Source organism: Streptomyces afghaniensis (genome assembly GCF_044327915.1).
GTDB classification, from domain to species: domain Bacteria; phylum Actinomycetota; class Actinomycetes; order Streptomycetales; family Streptomycetaceae; genus Streptomyces; species Streptomyces afghaniensis.
In genome coordinates this window covers 392,922-409,223 of the sequence record NZ_JBIRGJ010000008.1, presented here as the reverse complement: position 1 = coordinate 409,223, position 16,302 = coordinate 392,922, and the positions used below count along the sequence as shown (strand labels likewise).

The 16,302-nt window shown below is 72.1% G+C and carries 15 protein-coding genes; 9 read left to right on the top strand and 6 right to left on the bottom strand.

Features of this window, described 5'->3' with window-relative positions; translation table 11 throughout:
* Positions 1-16 precede the first annotated feature (16 nt).
* The 3 genes from ACH4G3_RS30730 to ACH4G3_RS30720 are packed head-to-tail and all read left to right on the top strand — an operon-like array spanning position 17 to position 2,944.
* Positions 17-1,585, top strand: a complete 1,569-nt coding sequence (locus tag ACH4G3_RS30730; RefSeq protein WP_397627566.1) for a 4-coumarate--CoA ligase family protein — start codon at positions 17-19, stop codon at positions 1,583-1,585.
* Positions 1,582-2,316 carry an enoyl-CoA hydratase family protein gene (locus tag ACH4G3_RS30725; protein ID WP_397627565.1) on the top strand — a complete coding sequence of 245 codons (735 nt, stop codon included), beginning with the start codon at positions 1,582-1,584 and terminating at the stop codon, positions 2,314-2,316. The genes ACH4G3_RS30730 and ACH4G3_RS30725 overlap by 4 nt, the downstream gene beginning before the upstream one ends.
* Positions 2,317-2,320: 4 nt before the next feature.
* The gene (locus ACH4G3_RS30720) at positions 2,321-2,944 is read left to right on the top strand and encodes a TetR/AcrR family transcriptional regulator (RefSeq protein WP_397627564.1); all 624 of its coding nucleotides are present in this window, start codon (positions 2,321-2,323) and stop codon (positions 2,942-2,944) included.
* Here ACH4G3_RS30720 and pdxH read toward each other — a convergent pair.
* Complete coding sequence (gene pdxH, locus ACH4G3_RS30715) at positions 2,934-3,602, bottom strand: pyridoxamine 5'-phosphate oxidase (protein ID WP_397627563.1); 669 nt, start codon at positions 3,600-3,602, stop codon at positions 2,934-2,936. The two genes, ACH4G3_RS30720 and pdxH, sit on opposite strands and share 11 nt — an antisense overlap.
* Before the next feature lie 285 nt (positions 3,603-3,887).
* Between pdxH and ACH4G3_RS30710 the strand changes: the two genes are divergently transcribed.
* Positions 3,888-4,988 carry a citrate synthase 2 gene (locus ACH4G3_RS30710; protein WP_397627562.1) on the top strand — a complete coding sequence of 367 codons (1,101 nt, stop codon included), beginning with the start codon at positions 3,888-3,890 and terminating at the stop codon, positions 4,986-4,988.
* Between the two features lie 67 nt (positions 4,989-5,055).
* Here ACH4G3_RS30710 and ACH4G3_RS30705 read toward each other — a convergent pair whose 3' ends face one another.
* On the bottom strand, positions 5,056-5,466 hold the full coding sequence (locus ACH4G3_RS30705) for a diadenosine tetraphosphate hydrolase (protein WP_397627776.1): 411 nt from the start codon (positions 5,464-5,466) through the stop codon (positions 5,056-5,058).
* A 307-nt stretch (positions 5,467-5,773) separates the two neighbouring features.
* Here ACH4G3_RS30705 and ACH4G3_RS30700 point away from each other — a divergent pair, with 307 nt between their 5' ends.
* Together ACH4G3_RS30700 and ACH4G3_RS30695 are read left to right on the top strand one after the other, a co-directional pair.
* A complete protein-coding gene (locus ACH4G3_RS30700; protein ID WP_020276332.1) occupies positions 5,774-6,187 on the top strand; it encodes a RidA family protein in 414 nt (137 codons plus the stop codon).
* A 166-nt stretch (positions 6,188-6,353) separates the two neighbouring features.
* Positions 6,354-7,757: a PAS domain-containing protein gene (locus tag ACH4G3_RS30695; protein ID WP_397627561.1), complete on the top strand. Its 1,404-nt coding sequence runs from the start codon at positions 6,354-6,356 to the stop codon at positions 7,755-7,757.
* A 7-nt stretch (positions 7,758-7,764) separates the two neighbouring features.
* On the opposite strand, the gene ACH4G3_RS30690 is transcribed toward ACH4G3_RS30695, so the two are convergent.
* On the bottom strand, positions 7,765-8,520 hold the full coding sequence (locus tag ACH4G3_RS30690) for an SIS domain-containing protein (protein WP_020276330.1): 756 nt from the start codon (positions 8,518-8,520) through the stop codon (positions 7,765-7,767).
* Between the two features lie 279 nt (positions 8,521-8,799).
* On the opposite strand from ACH4G3_RS30690, the gene ACH4G3_RS30685 reads away from it, so the two are divergent.
* A complete protein-coding gene (locus tag ACH4G3_RS30685) occupies positions 8,800-9,492 on the top strand; it encodes an iron-dependent transcriptional repressor DtxR (RefSeq protein WP_010035781.1) in 693 nt (230 codons plus the stop codon).
* Between the two features lie 607 nt (positions 9,493-10,099).
* The gene (locus tag ACH4G3_RS30680) at positions 10,100-11,002 is read left to right on the top strand and encodes an alpha/beta fold hydrolase (protein WP_397627560.1); all 903 of its coding nucleotides are present in this window, start codon (positions 10,100-10,102) and stop codon (positions 11,000-11,002) included.
* A gap of 31 nt (positions 11,003-11,033) precedes the next feature.
* Here ACH4G3_RS30680 and ACH4G3_RS30675 read toward each other — a convergent pair whose 3' ends face one another.
* The 3 genes from ACH4G3_RS30675 to ACH4G3_RS30665 form a co-directional block, all read right to left on the bottom strand.
* Positions 11,034-12,626, bottom strand: a complete 1,593-nt coding sequence (locus ACH4G3_RS30675; RefSeq protein WP_397627559.1) for a transporter — start codon at positions 12,624-12,626, stop codon at positions 11,034-11,036.
* The gene (locus ACH4G3_RS30670) at positions 12,623-13,414 is read right to left on the bottom strand and encodes an ABC transporter ATP-binding protein (RefSeq protein WP_029180890.1); all 792 of its coding nucleotides are present in this window, start codon (positions 13,412-13,414) and stop codon (positions 12,623-12,625) included. Before ACH4G3_RS30670 ends, ACH4G3_RS30675 begins: the two co-directional genes overlap by 4 nt.
* 112 nt (positions 13,415-13,526) lie before the next feature.
* Entirely contained in the window at positions 13,527-14,189 is a 663-nt protein-coding gene (locus ACH4G3_RS30665) for a bifunctional DNA primase/polymerase (RefSeq protein WP_020276325.1), read from the bottom strand.
* Positions 14,190-14,495: 306 nt separating this feature from the next.
* On the opposite strand from ACH4G3_RS30665, the gene ACH4G3_RS30660 reads away from it, so the two are divergent.
* Entirely contained in the window at positions 14,496-15,881 is a 1,386-nt protein-coding gene (locus ACH4G3_RS30660) for an NsdA family TPR-like regulatory protein (protein WP_397627558.1), read from the top strand.
* The last annotated feature ends 421 nt before the right edge of the window (positions 15,882-16,302 follow it).

Genomic DNA, 16,302 nt, shown 5'->3' with positions numbered 1-16,302 from the left:
CGCGCGAGGAGGAACCATGTTCCGCAGCGAGTACGCAGACGTCCCGCCCGTCGACCTCCCCATCCACGACGCCGTCCTGGCCCGGGCCGCCGAGTTCGGCGACATCCCGGCCCTCATCGACGGCACCGACGGCACCACCCTCTCGTACGAGCAGGTGGACCGGTTCCACCGGCGCGTCGCCGCCGCCCTCGCCGAGGCGGGGGTCCGCAAGGGCGACGTCCTCGCCCTGCACAGCCCCAACACCATCGCCTTCCCGACCGCGTTCTACGCCGCCACGCGCGCGGGAGCCACCGTCACCACCGTGCACCCGCTCGCCACGGCCCAGGAGTTCGCCAAGCAGCTGACGGACTGCGCGGCCCGCTGGATCATCACCGTCTCACCGCTGCTGGACATCGCCCGCCGGGCCGCCGAACTCGCGGGCGGCGTACACGAGATCTTCGTGTGCGACAGCGCGACCGGACACCGCTCCCTGATCGACATGCTGGCCTCCGCCGCGCCCGAGCCGCAGGTCGCCATCGACCCCGTGGAGGACGTGGCGGCGCTGCCGTACTCCTCCGGGACCACCGGCACGCCCAAGGGCGTGATGCTCACGCATCGGCAGATCGCCACCAACCTCGCCCAGCTCGACCCCGCGATACCCGCGGGCCCGGGCGACCGTGTCCTGGCGGTGCTGCCCTTCTTCCACATCTACGGCCTCACGGCCCTGATGAACGCGCCCCTGCGGCAGGGCGCCACCGTCGTCGTGCTGCCCCGCTTCGACCTGGAGCAGTTCCTCGCGGCCATCCAGAACCACCGCATCACCGCCCTGTACGTGGCCCCGCCGATCGTGCTCGCCCTCGCCAAGCACCCGGCCGTCGCGCAGTACGACCTGTCGTCGCTGAAGTACGTCATCAGCGCCGCCGCGCCCCTGGACGCCCGCCTCGCCGCCGCCTGCTCCGAGCGGCTCGGGCTGCCGCCCGTCGGCCAGGCCTACGGCATGACGGAACTGTCGCCCGGCACGCACGTCGTCCCGCTGGACGCGATGAGCGACGCGCCGCCCGGCACCGTCGGCAAGCTCATCGCCGGCACCGAGATGCGCATCGTCTCCCTCGACGACCCCGGCAAGGACCTCCCCGCCGGCGAGTCCGGCGAGATCCTCATCCGCGGCCCCCAGGTCATGAAGGGCTACCTCGGCCGCCCCGACGCCACCACCGCGATGATCGACAGCGACGGCTGGCTGCACACCGGCGACGTCGGGCACGTGGACGAGGACGGCTGGCTGTTCGTCGTCGACCGCGTCAAGGAACTCATCAAGTACAAGGGCTTCCAGGTGGCCCCGGCCGAGCTGGAGGCCCTGCTGCTCACCCACCCGGGCATCGCCGACGCCGCCGTCATCGGCACGTACAACGACGACGGCAACGAGATCCCGCACGCGTACGTGGTCCGCCGGCCGGCCCGCACCGACCTCTCCGAGGCGGAGATCATGATGTACGTCGCCGAGCGTGTGGCCCCCTACAAGCGGATCCGGCACGTCACCTTCATCGACGGCGTTCCCCGGGCGGCCTCCGGCAAGATCCTCCGCCGACAGCTCAGGGAGCGCGCATGACCCTGGTCGCCCGGGCACGCGCGCGTGCCGTGGAAACCCTCACCCTCGACTCGCCCCACAACCGCAACGCCCTCTCGGCGGCCCTCGTCGGCGAACTGGCCGACGCGCTCACGGACGCCGGCCAGGACACCGGTGTCCGCGCGGTCGTCCTGACCCACACCGGGAACACCTTCAGCGCCGGCGCGGACCTCAAGGACCCCCCGCCCCCCGAAGCCCTGGTCGCCCTGCTCCGCCAGATCATCGAACTGCCCAAACCGGTCGTCGCCCGGGTGACGGGCCACGTCCGCGCGGGCGGTCTCGGCCTGCTGGCCGCCTGCGACATCGCGGTCGCCTCCACCGAGGCCACCTTCGCCTTCACGGAGGTCCGCATCGGCGTCGCCCCCGCGGTCATCTCCCTGCCGCTGCTGCCGCGCACGGACCCGCGCGCCCTGTCCCGCTACTACCTCACCGGCGAACGCTTCGACGCGGCGGAGGCAGCCCGCACAGGCCTCCTCACCACCCACGCCGACGACGTCGACACCGCACTGGCCCCCATCCTGGACGGCCTGCGCAAATCAGCCCCCGACGCCCTGGCCGAGACGAAACGGCTGCTCACGGCTAGGGTGCTGGAAGCCTTCGACCGGGACGCGGCCGTCCTGACCGCGCTCTCGGCCCGGCTGTTCTCCTCCCCGCAGGCCCGCGAGGGGATGACGGCCTTCCTCGAACGACGGGATCCGGCATGGGTGGTGTGAGGACATGGGCGGTGTGAGCACGGTCGATCGTGCGGAGCGAGTCCCCAAGCAGGACCGCAGCCGAGCCACCCGGCAGCGGCTCCTGGAAGCCGCCGTGTCCTGCCTCGCCGAACACGGCTGGGCCGGATCCACCGTCTCCGTCGTCGCCGAACGCGCCGGCGTCTCCCGCGGCGCCGCCCAGCACCACTTCCCGACCCGCGAGGACCTCTTCACGGCGGCTGTCGAGTACGTCGCCGAGGAACGCTCCACGGCCCTGCGCGCCCTGTTCCCCGAGGGCGCGGCCGGAGACCGGCACGCGGTCGTCGCGGCCCTGGTCGACCTCTACACGGGACCGCTGTTCCGCGCGGCCCTCCACCTCTGGGTGGCCGCCTCCAACGAGGACCAGCTCCGCGCCCGCGTCACCGAACTCGAATCCCGTGTGGGCCGCGAGACCCACCGCATAGCCGTCGACCTGCTGTCCGCCGACGAATCCGTCCCGGGCGTCCGCGAAACCGTCCAGGGCCTCCTCGACATGGCCCGCGGCCTGGGCCTGGCCAACCTCCTCACGGACGACGCGGCCCGCCGGGAACGGGTGGTCGAGCAGTGGGCGGGGCTGCTGGAGGGGGCGCTCGGCGGCGTCAGGGACTGAGCCGCTCCACGCGCCAGCTCCCGTCGGCCCGCTCCACGTACCGCAACCGGTCGTGCAGCCGGTTCTCGCGGCCCTGCCAGAACTCCACCGTCTGCGGGGCCACCCGGAAGCCGCCCCAGTGCGGGGGCACGGGGACCTGCTCGCCCTCGGGGTAGCGGGCGGCCAGTTCGGCGTACGAGCCGTCGATGTCCGCGCGGGTGGCGATCACCGAGGACTGGGCGCTGGCCCAGGCACCCAGCTGCGATCCGTGCGGCCGGGTCCGGAAGTACGCCGCCGTCTCGTCCCGCCCGGTACGCCGCGCGACCCCGGACACGATGACCTGCCGGGCCATCGGATGCCAGGGGAACAGCAGCGAGACGTACGGGTTCTCCGCCAGGTCACGGGCCTTGCGGGAGTCGTAGTTCGTGTAGAAGACGAAGCCCTGTTCGTCGAAGTGCTTCAGCAGCACCGTGCGGGAGCTGGGGCGGCCCTCGGCGTCGGCCGTCGAGACGATCATGGCGTTCGGCTCGAACAGCCCGCCGTCCGTCGCGGCCTGCTTGAACCAGCGCGCGAACTGCTCGACGGGGCTGGCGGCCAGCTCGTTCTCGGAGAGGCCCTCGGCCCGGTACTGCTTGCGCATCGAGGCCAGGTCGTAGGGGACGGCGTCGCGGTCGGTCACCCGGTCATCTTGCCGTATGGACGGTGTCCTTCGTCACTGCCTGGCACTGAGTGCCGTGAACCCTCCCCAACGGTGGCACTCGGGGATATCGTTTCCGTGCCGTTCCGGTTGGGTGACCGCCAGCCGCACGGGGCATCACAGGGGAGACCGGCCAGGACCGCGAGTCGCCGTACAAGACCGTGGATCCACCGGACGGCCGCCCGCTTCGCAAGCTGACTGACACATGGTTCGTTCGTCCCACCCCACATCACACCATCTGTCACTTACACCACGAGGAGCCGCCTGATGTCCGACTTCGTACCCGGGCTCGAGGGAATCGTCGCGTTCGAGACGGAGATCGCCGAACCGGATAAGGAGGGCGGCGCACTCCGGTACCGGGGCGTCGACATCGAGGACCTCGTCGGCCACGTCTCCTTCGGCAACGTCTGGGGCCTGCTCGTCGACGGCGCCTTCAACCCCGGCCTGCCGCCCGCCGAGCCGTTCCCCATCCCCGTCCACTCCGGCGACATCCGCGTCGACGTGCAGTCGGCCCTGGCCATGCTCGCACCCGTCTGGGGCCTGAAACCCCTCCTGGACATCGATGCCGAGCAGGCCCGCGCGGACCTGGCCCGGGCGGCCGTCATGGCCCTGTCCTACGTCGCGCAGTCGGCCCGCGGCCAGGGCCTGCCGATGGTCCCGCAGCGCGAGATCGACAAGGCCCACTCCGTCGTCGAGCGCTTCATGATCCGCTGGCGGGGCGAGCCGGACCCGAAGCACGTGGCGGCGGTGGACGCGTACTGGACGAGCGCCGCGGAACACGGCATGAACGCGTCCACGTTCACGGCCAGGGTCATCGCGTCGACCGGCGCGGACGTCGCGGCCGCGCTCTCCGGCGCGGTGGGCGCGATGTCCGGCCCCCTGCACGGCGGCGCCCCCTCCCGCGTCCTCGGCATGATCGAGGAGATCGAGCGCACGGGAGACGCCGAGGGCTACGTCAAGAACGCGCTCGACAAGGGCGAACGCCTCATGGGCTTCGGCCACCGCGTCTACCGCGCCGAGGACCCGAGGGCGAGGGTCCTGCGCCGCACGGCCCGCGAACTGGGCGCCCCGCGCTTCGAGGTCGCCGAGGCCCTGGAGAAGGCGGCCCTGGCGGAACTCCACGCCCGTCGGCCCGACCGGGTGCTCGCCACCAACGTCGAGTTCTGGGCAGCCATCGTCCTGGACTTCGCCGAGGTCCCGGCCCACATGTTCACGTCCATGTTCACCTGCGCCCGCACGGCCGGCTGGTCCGCCCACATCCTGGAGCAGAAGCGCACCGGCCGCCTGGTCCGCCCCTCGGCCCGCTACGTGGGCCCGGGCACCCGCGACCCCCACGACATCGAGGGCTACGAGGACATCGCCCACTGACCCGAAAGCGCCGCACGGCCGTCGCACGGAGTGACTCCGGCTCCGCGCGGCGGCCGTGCGCACGCCGTCACCCGCCGAGCCGGTCAAGCTCCTCACCGATCGCGTCCCGCAGCCCGTCATGCTGCGGCCCGAGCGCATACCGCGCCTCGCTCCACCTCTCGCGCGGATAGAGCCACACCGGCAGCTTCACCAGATCCGCCGGCTCCCAGCCGTATCGCGGCCATACATGGGCGTGCAGCGTCGCGTAGGAGTTCCCGAGAATCTCCAGATTCACTCGCCGAAACCCCGCATCCATCCGCCGACAGGCCCGCTCGACGGCCTCGCCCAGCCGCTCCATGTCCCCCAGAAACGCCAGCCGCCTGCCCCGCGGCAGATCCGACAGCCGCTCCACCGCCGGATCGTCCGTCAGCAGCACCGAATAGCCGGGCAGGAACTGCACATCACCGATCGCCGCGAACCCGGCGCCCAGCCTCCGCATCACGGCCGGATTCTCAGGACCACCCCCGAAAACGCAGACGACCCGCGAGCCTGGTCCTCCAAAGGAGGAGCCGGCCGGACGTACCGGCGACTCGCGGGTCGGGTGACTGCTGGAGATTGGGCCGGCTGCACGCCTCTTTCACGTGCTGGTCCGGCACCGCACTGTGTGTGGTGTCGGGCCGCTAGCCCGCAGCCACCTCACGCGTCCGGTTCTCATACATCTGCCGAACCACCTCCCTTCTCGTGTACCTGGAACCCTAAGAAACCATCGGGCCTCGGATCAACCGTTTTTTTGAGACCTTGACCCCATGACGCAGCGACAGGCGATTCTCAGCGGTTCGGTGTTCGAGGAGCGGATCGGATACGCCCGGGCCGTGGTGGACGGGGACTGGGTGCATGTGTCGGGGACGACCGGGTTCGACTACACGGACATGACGATCTCCGACGACGTCGTGGAGCAGGCCGAGCAGTGTCTGCGGAACATAGGGGCCGCGCTGGAGAAGGCGGGGTGCTCGTTCGCGGACGTCGTGCGGGTGCGGTATCTGCTGCCGGAGCGGGAGGACTTCGAACCGTGCTGGCCGGTGCTGCGGAAGTGCTTCGGTGAGGTGCGGCCGGCCGCGACGATGATGATGTGCGGGCTCGCGGACCCCCGGATGAAGATCGAGATCGAGGTGTACGCACGCCGCGGGAGTGGTACTGGGGGTGTGGCGTTGATCGACTGAGTCCGCGGCGGGCCGCCCTCAAGGCGTTGACGTGGGGATCGCCGCCGTACAACGATTCCTTCAATGTTGTGGGAACTCGGTGTGCGCTGGGTCACGTTCCAGTTGAATGATTGCAAGTAGCGAACCGACGTGCCGTACGTGCGGACGCAGCCTGCAGGGGGTCCAGGTGAGTGCTTCCCGGCGTAGTGGGACCACCGACGAGCTGGGGCCGGACGAGCCCGAGCCCGAGCGGGACGGTTCGGACGGCTCTGATCTGCTCGCCGCGCTGCTGGACGGTATGGACGCGGCGCTGTGCGCCTTCGACGCCGACGGGGTCGTGACGCACTGGAACCGCGAGGCCGAGCGCATCCTGGGATGGACCGCGGACGAGGCCGTGGGGCGGCAGGGCCTCGCCGGGTGGGCCGTGCGCAGCGCGGACGCCGAGGAGGTCGAGGGACGGCTGCTGTCCGCCATGCACGCGCCGGGGCGCCAGGTCCACGAGTTCGCGCTGGTGACGAAGGACGGCGGGCGGGTGCTCGTGCGGATGCAGTCGGCGGCCGTGCGGGGACCTGACGGGAAGCCCGCGGGTGTGTACTGCGCCTTCAGCGAGGTGCACGCGCAGATCGACCTGGAGCGGTCGATCGCGCTCAGCGAGGCGTTGTTCGAGGACGCCAGCTGGGGTGTCGTGCTCGTGGACGTCGACCTGCGGCCCGCCGTGGTGAACGCGCACGCGGCCCGGGCCCTCGGCAAGGGGCGTACGTCCGTGCTCGGGCGGCCGCTCGGGGAACTGCTCGCGCAGGGCGTGGAGGAGCTGGAGAGCGCGCTTCAGCACGTGCTGGCCGAGGGCGCGCCGCCCGCTCCCGCCGAGGTGTGGGTGACGGTGCGCACGCCCGATGGGGAGCGCCGGCGGTGTTGGCGCAGCGGTTTCCTGCGGCTGGCCTCGCCACTCGCGGAGGAGCCCGTTCCGCTGGGCGTGGGCTGGCTGTTCCAGGACGTGACGGAGGCCAAGCAGAGCGAGCAGGAGGCGTCGCTGCTGCGGTTCCGTACGCAGCAGCTGCACCGGGCCTCGCGTGCCGCCGCCGAGTGCGAGGACCCGGCGGAGGCCGCGACGATCCACCTGGACTTCGCCCTGGCCGGTTTCGCCGACCACGCGCTGATCGACCGGGTGGCCGGCGGCGCGCTCACGGACGCGGAGGCCGAGGGGCCGGTACGGCTGGTGCGGGTCGCCGCGACGCCCTCCGGCGCGCCGGGTCCCAGCAAGCTCGCCGACCGCGCGGGCCTGCCGGTGCGGTACGCCGAGGGGCATCCGGCCCTGCAGTGCGTGGAGCGGGTCGGCGCGCTGCGGGCGAGCGCGGGCACCATCCCGCCGGAGCAGGCCCGGGAGTGGGCCCTGGCCCGCCAGTGGCCGCCGGACTCCGTGCACGCCCTGTGCGCGGTGCTGCGCAGCCGGGGGCGGACGCTGGGCGTCGTGACGTTCCTGCGGGGCGCGGGGCGCAGCGCCTTCGAGCGGTCCGACGCGATGTACGCGGAGGACGTGGCGATACGGATCGCCGCGTCACTGGATCTCGCGGGGCTGACGGACGAGGAGTGAGCGGCTGTCAGTGCCGGTAGAAGATCCGGTCCCGGTACCGCTCCATCACCCGCGCGTTCCAGTCGTGGCCCCCGTCGACGTTCCCGGAGCGCAGGAGCGGGGGCTCCACGCCGCGGTCGGCGAGCGTGGCGGCCGTCGTCGCCATGACGGCCTGGAGGAGGGCCGAGGTGACGACCGTGGAGGCCGGGGCGAAGGGGGCGGGCACGTCGTCGTGGGTGAGTTCCGCGTCGCCGACCGCGATCTTCGAGTCGAGGACGAGATCGCAGTGGTCCTTGAGATACGTCCCCGAGGCGTGCCGCGACTTCGTCTCCGAGGCGTACGCCACCGACGTCACGCCGATGACCCGCACGCCGAGGGCGCGCGCGTGCAGGGCCATCTCCACGGGCAGGGCGTTGCGCCCCGAGAGGGAGATGATCAGCAGGGCGTCGCCCGCGCGGAGCGGGGAGCTGTCCAGGACGGCGCTCGCGAGGCCGTCGACGCGTTCCAGGGCGGAGCCGAGCGGTGCGGGCATGACGTCGACGCCGACGACACCCGGCACGGCGAGCAGGTTCATCAGGGCGAGACCGCCGGCGCGGTAGACGAGGTCCTGGGCGGCGAGCGAGGAGTGCCCGGCGCCGAAGGCGAAGAGACGGCCGCCGTTCTCGACGGTGTCGGCGAGGAGCGTCCCGGCCGCCGCGATGCTGTCGGCCTCCTCGTCGCGGACCCGCCGCAGCAGGCCGATCGCCGCGTCGAGGAACTGGCCGGCCGGCGCGCGGTCGCTCATACGGAGTCCCCTTCAGGGCTGGCCTCGGGTGCGTGTCGCGCATCACGGTGCGGTCTGGACCAGTGCGGTGTCAATACGGCCGTGAAAAGCTCGGCGGGGGCGTGAGAGCGCTCCGTAGGCCTGTGGAAAGCTCCGGTGTACCCCGCCGCGGGCCCGGATAACCTCCGCTTTCCCTCCCGCGGCACGGTTGTCGGTGGTATCCGGCAGAATTGGGTGCAGGGCCAGCGCACACGCCGGTGAGCCGTCCAGCCTCCGGCAGATCTCATTCGAGGGGCACGTATGTCCGGACTGATCGACACCACGGAGATGTATCTCCGCACCATCCTCGAGCTGGAGGAAGAGGGTGTGGTCCCCATGCGCGCCCGTATCGCCGAGCGGCTGGACCAGAGCGGGCCGACGGTCAGCCAGACCGTGGCGCGGATGGAGCGCGACGGCCTGGTGTCCGTCGCCAGCGACCGGCACCTGGAGCTCACCGACGAGGGCCGCCGTCTCGCCACGCGCGTGATGCGCAAGCACCGCCTCGCCGAGTGTCTGCTCGTCGACGTGATCGGTCTGGAGTGGGAGCAGGTCCACGCCGAGGCGTGCCGCTGGGAGCATGTGATGAGCGAGGCCGTGGAGCGCCGCGTCCTGGAGCTGCTGCGGCACCCGACGGAGTCGCCGTACGGCAACCCGATCCCGGGCCTGGAGGAGCTCGGCGAGAAGGACGGCGCCGACCCGTTCCTGGACGAGGGCATGGTGTCGCTGGCCAGCCTCGACCCGGGCGCCGAGGGCAAGACGGTCGTGGTGCGCCGGATCGGCGAGCCGATCCAGACGGACGCGCAGCTGATGTACACGCTGCGGCGCGCCGGCGTGCAGCCCGGCTCGGTGGTGAGCGTGACGGAGTCGGCGGGCGGTGTCCTGGTCGGCAGCGGTGGCGAGGCGGCCGAGCTGGAGTCGGACGTCGCCTCCCACGTGTTCGTCGCCAAGCCCTGAGCCCGGCCCGGATCCTGGTCCGGGATGGCCGCAACTCCCGTTGCGTGTGGGGTGGTTGTGGCATTGGCGTGATCCCGTCGGATCCAGGATTCAGTCCGTCGAATGGCAGCGCTCGCCCGCTTCCCGTGCGACGCTGTCGCGTGAGGCATATGACCTGAGGGCTCTTGGCCGCGGCTCGACAGCGATGTCGCCCGGCCGGGGAGGGGGCGCAAGGATGTGCCGTGGAGAAGTGGAGGGCCCCGGCGCCGTGTGGCGCCGGGGCCTGTCCTCCCCTGTGCTGACCCGGAGCCCCGAGCTCTCAGGGTCATTCCCCTCGGACCGGTTTCCCCGAGCGGTCCGCCTCCCGCTGAAGATCTCCCCTCGACCGAGGCGATCAATCCCCGAGGGTGGTCACTCGAACGAGGGGTGTTGCCCGCGAGAACGGCATCCTCGAATGGCCATTCGATAATCTGCGGGTGACGTACCGACCGGAACGTGCGCTACAGGGATGTGCGCTCCGGCAGGAACCACTAGGAACGGCAACAGGCACAGCAGGCAGAACACGGTTCACAGGACCGACCGGCCCGATGAGGCCACGGTCCGCGCGAAGCTTGGGGGGTGCCAGGACATGGCGCGACGCATCGACGTGACCGGGACGGGCGGCGTACGCCTCGCGGCCTGGGAGTTCGGCGACCCGCCCAAGACCGATCCAGCCGGGTCCGGTCCGGCCGGGTCCGATCCGGCGGGGGGCGTGCCGGACGGCTCCCCGGGCGTGCTGTTACTGCACGGCCTCATGGGCCGCGCCTCGCACTGGGCGTCCACCGCCCGCTGGCTCTCCGGCCGGTACCGAGCGGTCGCCCTCGACCAGCGCGGCCACGGCCGCAGCGACAAGCCCCCCAAGGGCTCCTTCACCCGTGACGCCTACGTCGACGACGCCGAGGCCGCTCTCGAACAGCTCGGCCTCGCCCCGGTCGTCCTCATCGGCCACGCCATGGGCGCGCTGACCGCCTGGCAGCTCGCCGCCAAGCGCCCCGATCTGGTCCGTGGCCTGATCATCTGCGACATGCGGGCCTCCGCGCTCGGTGCCGCGTCGCAGCGCGAGTGGGACCAGTGGTTCAAGTCCTGGCCGCTGCCGTTCGCCACGCTCGCCGACGTCCGCAAGTGGTTCGGCGAGGACGACCCCTGGGTGGAGCGGCCCAACCCGGCCCGCGGCGAGTTCTACGCCGAGGTGATGGCCGAGTCCCCGGACGGCTGGCGTCCGGTCTTCGACCCGGAGCAGATGCTCCGCTCCCGCGAGACGTGGGTGTACGACGCGCACTGGGAGGAGCTGGCCCAGGTCCGGTGCCCTGCCCTGGTGGTGCGCGGCCTCGACGGCGAGCTGGGCCGGGCCGAGGCCCAGGAGATGGTCCGCGTCCTGCCCCGCGGGCAGTACGCGGAGGTCGCCGACGCCGGCCACCTGGTCCACTACGACCAGCCGGAGGCCTGGCGCGCGGCGATCGAGCCGTTCCTGGACGCGCTGAGCACCGACTGACGCCCCCAGGGGGTGTTCTGCAAGGCCCGTGTCACCCCTTGCTGACCGCCGTCAGGATCTCCGGCAACCGCCGGGCCGTCTGCGGAGCGGCGAGCCGCAGCCCCGCCGCCGTGAGCGCCGCCGCGTACCCCGCGCCCACCGGCAGCAGCAGCCACGTCCAGTCGTCGCCCTCGGCGCTCACGTTCAGCCAGATCGTGAGCGCGATGACGGGCGCGCACAGCAGGGCGGCGGCGATCATCCCGCCGAAGATGGAGATCCAGGCGAGCCCGGTCTGCCCGGGGGCGACGTTCTTGTAGCCCTCCTGCGGGATGGAGTAGGGGAAGCGGGCCGACGTCCACGCCCCGGTCGCGAGCATCGCGCCGAGCAGCGCGAAGGACAGCCCCAGCGCCTCGGGCAGCCGCCGCCAGTCGCCGAGCATGGCGGTCGTCACCACGGTGACGAGCGTGGCGTACGGCAGGGTGATCAGCAGCAGGGCCAGGGCGCGGGCGCGCAGCTCGACGTAGGCGTCGCGGGTCGACGAGATCGTCATCGCGACCATCCAGAACGCCGAGGTGTCCTGCCCGAACTGGTTGTACATCTGGATGCCGAGCATCCCGGCGGCGAAGCAGGCGAAGTACACGGACCCGGTGCCCTGCCAGGCGTTGAACACCGGCACGATCAGCCCGATGGCCAGCGACGTCACCCAGGCCGCCTTGGTCTTGGGGTCGCGCCACACGTACCGCAGGCTGCGCTCCATCACCGTCCCCGTACGGCCCGAGGGCAGCAGCCGCCCGAGCCCGGTCGACGAGCGCTCGCGGGCGGCCGACTCGGCGGCGGGCAGCGTGGACCCGTCGGGCGAGGTCATCAGCCGGGTCAGATGCCGTGACCACACGGCGAGCAGCGCGGCCAGCGCGCCCGCCGTCAGCGCCAGCTGCGCGAAGGCCAGGCCGTACGATCCCTCGCCCATCGCGTGCACGGCCCCGATGGCCGACGCGGGCGGCACCCACTGGAGCACGTCCGCTACCGGGTCGAGCTCGCCCAGCCCCGACGTCCCGAGCCGCTGGGCGCCGAAGTTGACGACCTGCGCCCCGACCGCGATGACGAGCCCGCTCAGCACCGCGAGGTCCCGCCCCTTGCGGCTGGTCAGCAGCCGTACGTTGGCGGCGGCGACGGCCCGCGCCAGAGCCACGCACACCAGCAGCGCCAGCACGACGGCGACCACGCCCACCGCGAACGCCGCCCCGCCCCGGGCCACCGCGACCACGGACCCGATCAGCAGGCACAGCGTGAACAGCGGCCCGATGCCGACCAGCGACGCCACGAGCAGCGCCCGCACCAGCGGCCGGGGCCGCAGCGGCAGCATCACCAGCCGGGTCGGGTCCAGCGTCTCGTCACCGCTGGGGAAGAACAGCGGCATCACCGCCCAGCCGAGCCCCAGCACCGCCGCCGCCAGCACGACCAGCGACTCGACGTGCGCGTGCCCGCGCAGCGCGATCAGCCCGATCAGTTGCAGCACGGCGAACAACAGGGCACAGACGGCCGACGCGATGTAAGCGGCCTTCCGCCCACCGGACTGCCGCAGTCCGTTGCGCAGCAGCGACAGCTTCAGCCGTACGAAGACGGGGGTGATCGTGGAGTCGCTCACCGGGACCCGCCGCCCAGCCAGTCGAGATCGGACCCGGCGTCCCGGCTCTGCGCCCCGACGAGCTCCAGGAACGCCCGCTGCAACGAGGGCGCGTCACCCCGCACTTCCGCCAGCGTCCCGTGCGCACGGATCCGTCCGGCGGCCATGACGGCCACCCAGTCGCACAGCGACTCGACGAGCTCCATGACGTGGGAAGAGAACACGACCGTGGCGCCCGAGGCGGTGTACCGCTCCAGGACGCCCCGGATGGTCTGGGCGGAGACGGGATCGACGCCCTCGAACGGCTCGTCCAGGAACAGCACTTCGGGATTGTGGAGGAGAGCGGTGGCGAGCCCGATCTTCTTGCGCATGCCGGTCGAGTAGTCGACGACGAGCTTGTGCTGGGCGCCCGCCAGATCGAGGACGTCGAGGAGCTGCGTGGCCCGCTTGTCGACCTCGGCACCGGGCAGTCCGCGCAACCGCCCGGTGTACGCCAGCAGTTCCCGCCCCGACAGCCGCTCGAACAGCCGCAGTCCCTCCGGCAGCACCCCGATCCGCGCCTTCACCTCGACGGGGTCCCGCCACACGTCGTGCCCGACCACCTCGACGGTCCCGTGGTCGGGCCTGAGCAGCCCGGTCACCATCGACAGCGTGGTGGTCTTCCCGGCCCCGTTCGGCCCGACCAGCCCGATGAACTTGCCCGCGGGCAACTCCAGATCGACCCCGGCAACAGCGACCTGCTGCCCGAACCGCTTCCAGAGCCCCTGCACACGCACAGCGCTGGATCCCACCGCGTCTCCCTCCGTCAACCTGAACCCTACGGTGGAGAAGCGTTCCTAAAAGGGGCGCGGGGAACTGCGCGAGCAACCACGAACGACCCGCACCCGCTGACGAACACGGACCAGGCAGACGAAGGGGCGCTTACCGATCCCGCCCGCACGCATAGGCCAACGGCGAGATCAACTCCTCCGCATCCGGCAGCCACCGATTCGCGGGCGTAGGCCGGCAGGCCCACTGCACAGCCCCCCGGGACCCGAACCGCGTGGGCGGCGCAGCCACGTACGCCCCTTCCCCCAGCACGGCCAGATCCAGCGACGACAACGACCACCCCAGCTTCCGCACCAGATCAGGCACCTTCACCGACGCCCCCGGCAGCACGAAGAACTCCATCCGCCGATCCGGCGTGAGCGTCACCGGCCCCAGCGTCAGCTCCATCCGCTCCATCCGCGCCAGCGCGAGAAACCCGGCCGTCTCCGGCACGGAGATCGCGTCGAACGTCCGCCCCGTCGGCAGCAGGATCGACGCCGTCGGCTGCTTCTGCCACATCCGCCGCGCGACGGTCGCGCTGCCCGTCGCCTGCGACTCCCAGTCCGGGCGCGCCGGGTGCGACCCGGGTGCCGGGCACGCGGCGTCACCGCAGGAGCAGCGCTGAGCACCGTCGGCGGCTTCCAGCCAGGTGCCGGGGAACACGTCCCAGTGGCGCTCCTCGGCGTAGCGGACAGCGGTCTCCAGCAGCGATTCCCCGCGCTGCTTCGGGATCTGAGCGGCTTCGGTGCCGGCGATCGTCTCTTCCACGATGAACACAACTCTGGTCGTCACCAGGGGTTACGCCCGCCCGCGTGCGCGGGGAGGAGCACCGCCCCCGCCGTCGGGGCGCATGGGTGCATGTGCGGGGGCGCGCAGGAGGATCCGTGGCCGGAGCTGGGTAGCCACGAGTGGGGCCGGCAACAGCCGTTACCCCGGCAATCCTCACATGCCTCGCATTTTCGCCTGGTCGGCGGGGCATTGATCTTCACGGCCGGATCTTTTCGCCGGGACGCGAGGGGCACGGCCGCGGAAGACACGTCAACTCGGTGCGTGGGCAGGCACCGCAGCCACAGGGGGTACGCCATGGCCGCAAGGCCGCTCGTCGCCAGGCAGCCGAACGAACGGCTCCAGGCGCTCATCCAGGAAGCCGGATGCTCCAACGCGGGCCTCGCCCGCCGGGTCAACATGTGCGGTGCGGAGCACGGCCTCGACCTGCGCTACGACAAGACGTCGGTGGCGCGCTGGCTGCGCGGGCAGCAGCCGCGGGGACGGGCACCGGCGATCATCGCCGAGGCGCTCGGCCGCAAGCTCGGCCGTACGGTCACGATCGACGAGATCGGCATGGCCAACGGCAAGAACCTCGCCTCGGGCGTGGGTCTCCAGTTCTCGCCGACGGTACTGGGGGCCATCGAGCAGGTCTGCGAGCTGTGGCGCAGTGACGTGGGGCGGCGGGACTTCCTGTCCGGCTCCTCCGTCGCCGCGTCCGCGCTGGTCGAGCCCAGCCGTGACTGGCTGATCTCCGCACCCGACGGCCAGGTGGCGCGCTCGGCCGGGCCACGGGTCGGGCAGTCCGACGTGCAGGCGGTGCGGGCCATGACGCAGGCTCTGGTGGACCTCGACCACCAGTACGGCAGCGGGCATGTGCGGCCGGTCGTCGTGCACTACCTCAACAGTGTCGTCTCGGGGCTGCTGGCGGGGTCGTACCGGGAGGCGGTCGGGCGGGACCTGTTCGCCGCGGTGGCCCGGCTGACCGAACTCGCCGGGTACATGGCCGTGGACACCGGGCAGCCAGGTCTGGCCCAGCGCTACTACATCCAGGCCCTGCGGCTCGCCCAGGCGGCCGGGGACCGCGGCTACGGCGGGTACGTGCTCGCCGCCTCCATGAGCCATCTCGCCGCGCAGCTCGGGAACCCGCGGGAGATCGCGCAGTTGGCGCGGGCGGCGCAAGAGGGGGCGCGGGGGCGCGTGACGCCGCGTGCGGAGTCGATGTTCCTTGCGGCGGAGGCGCGCGGGCACGCCCTGATGGGCGACGCGCGCGCCGCCCAGTCCTGCGCCGGGCGCGCGGTGAGCGCCCTGGAGGCGGCCGACCCGGCCGCCGGGGACGATCCGGCGTGGATCGCGCACTTCGACGAGGCCTACCTCGCGGACGAGTTGGCCCACTGCCACCGGGATCTGGGGCAGGCCGAGGCGGCGGCGCGGTGCGCGCAGGAGTCCTTGGCTGGGCATCCCGGGACGCGGGCCCGCCGACGGGCCATCGGTTATGTGCTGTTGGCCACGGCCCAGGTGCAGCAGCGCGAGATCGAAGAGGCGTGCAGTACGGGCATGAAGGCCGTCGAAATGCTGGAGGGGCTGCGCTCCAACCGGGGCGCCGAGTACCTGGAGGACTTCCAGCAGCGGCTGGAGCCGTACCGGGAGGAGGCGGTGGTCAGGGAGTTCGGGGCGCGGCTGGACCTTCAGGCGGCGGCGTGACGAGTTGTGATCCGGTTTTGTTACCGCGCTCACAGGGCAGGAGGTCACGTCCTGTGCTGCGTGGCACGGGGCTCAGGGGACCCGGTAGCGTGACCCGACGATTCACAAGGTCCCCCATAAGTAGGAGTCCCGGTGACGCAGAGTGGACAGGGCGAGGAGCCCTCGGCGCGCCCCGCGCGCGAAGGCATCGTGCTGCCCTCCGACGGTGGCGAACCCCTGCTGCCGGGCATGACGGGCGGACCCGGTGACGCGCCCGCCGGCCGCCGGTCCGGCCCGCCCCCGACCGGCCAGACCCAGGCCTCCGCCCCCGCCGGGGGCCAGACCTGGGGCCAGCCGTGGGGCCCCGACCAGCAGACCCCGCCCGCGCAACCGGGCCAGAGCTGGCAGTCCCCACCGGCCCAGCAGTGGACGGAGCCACCGG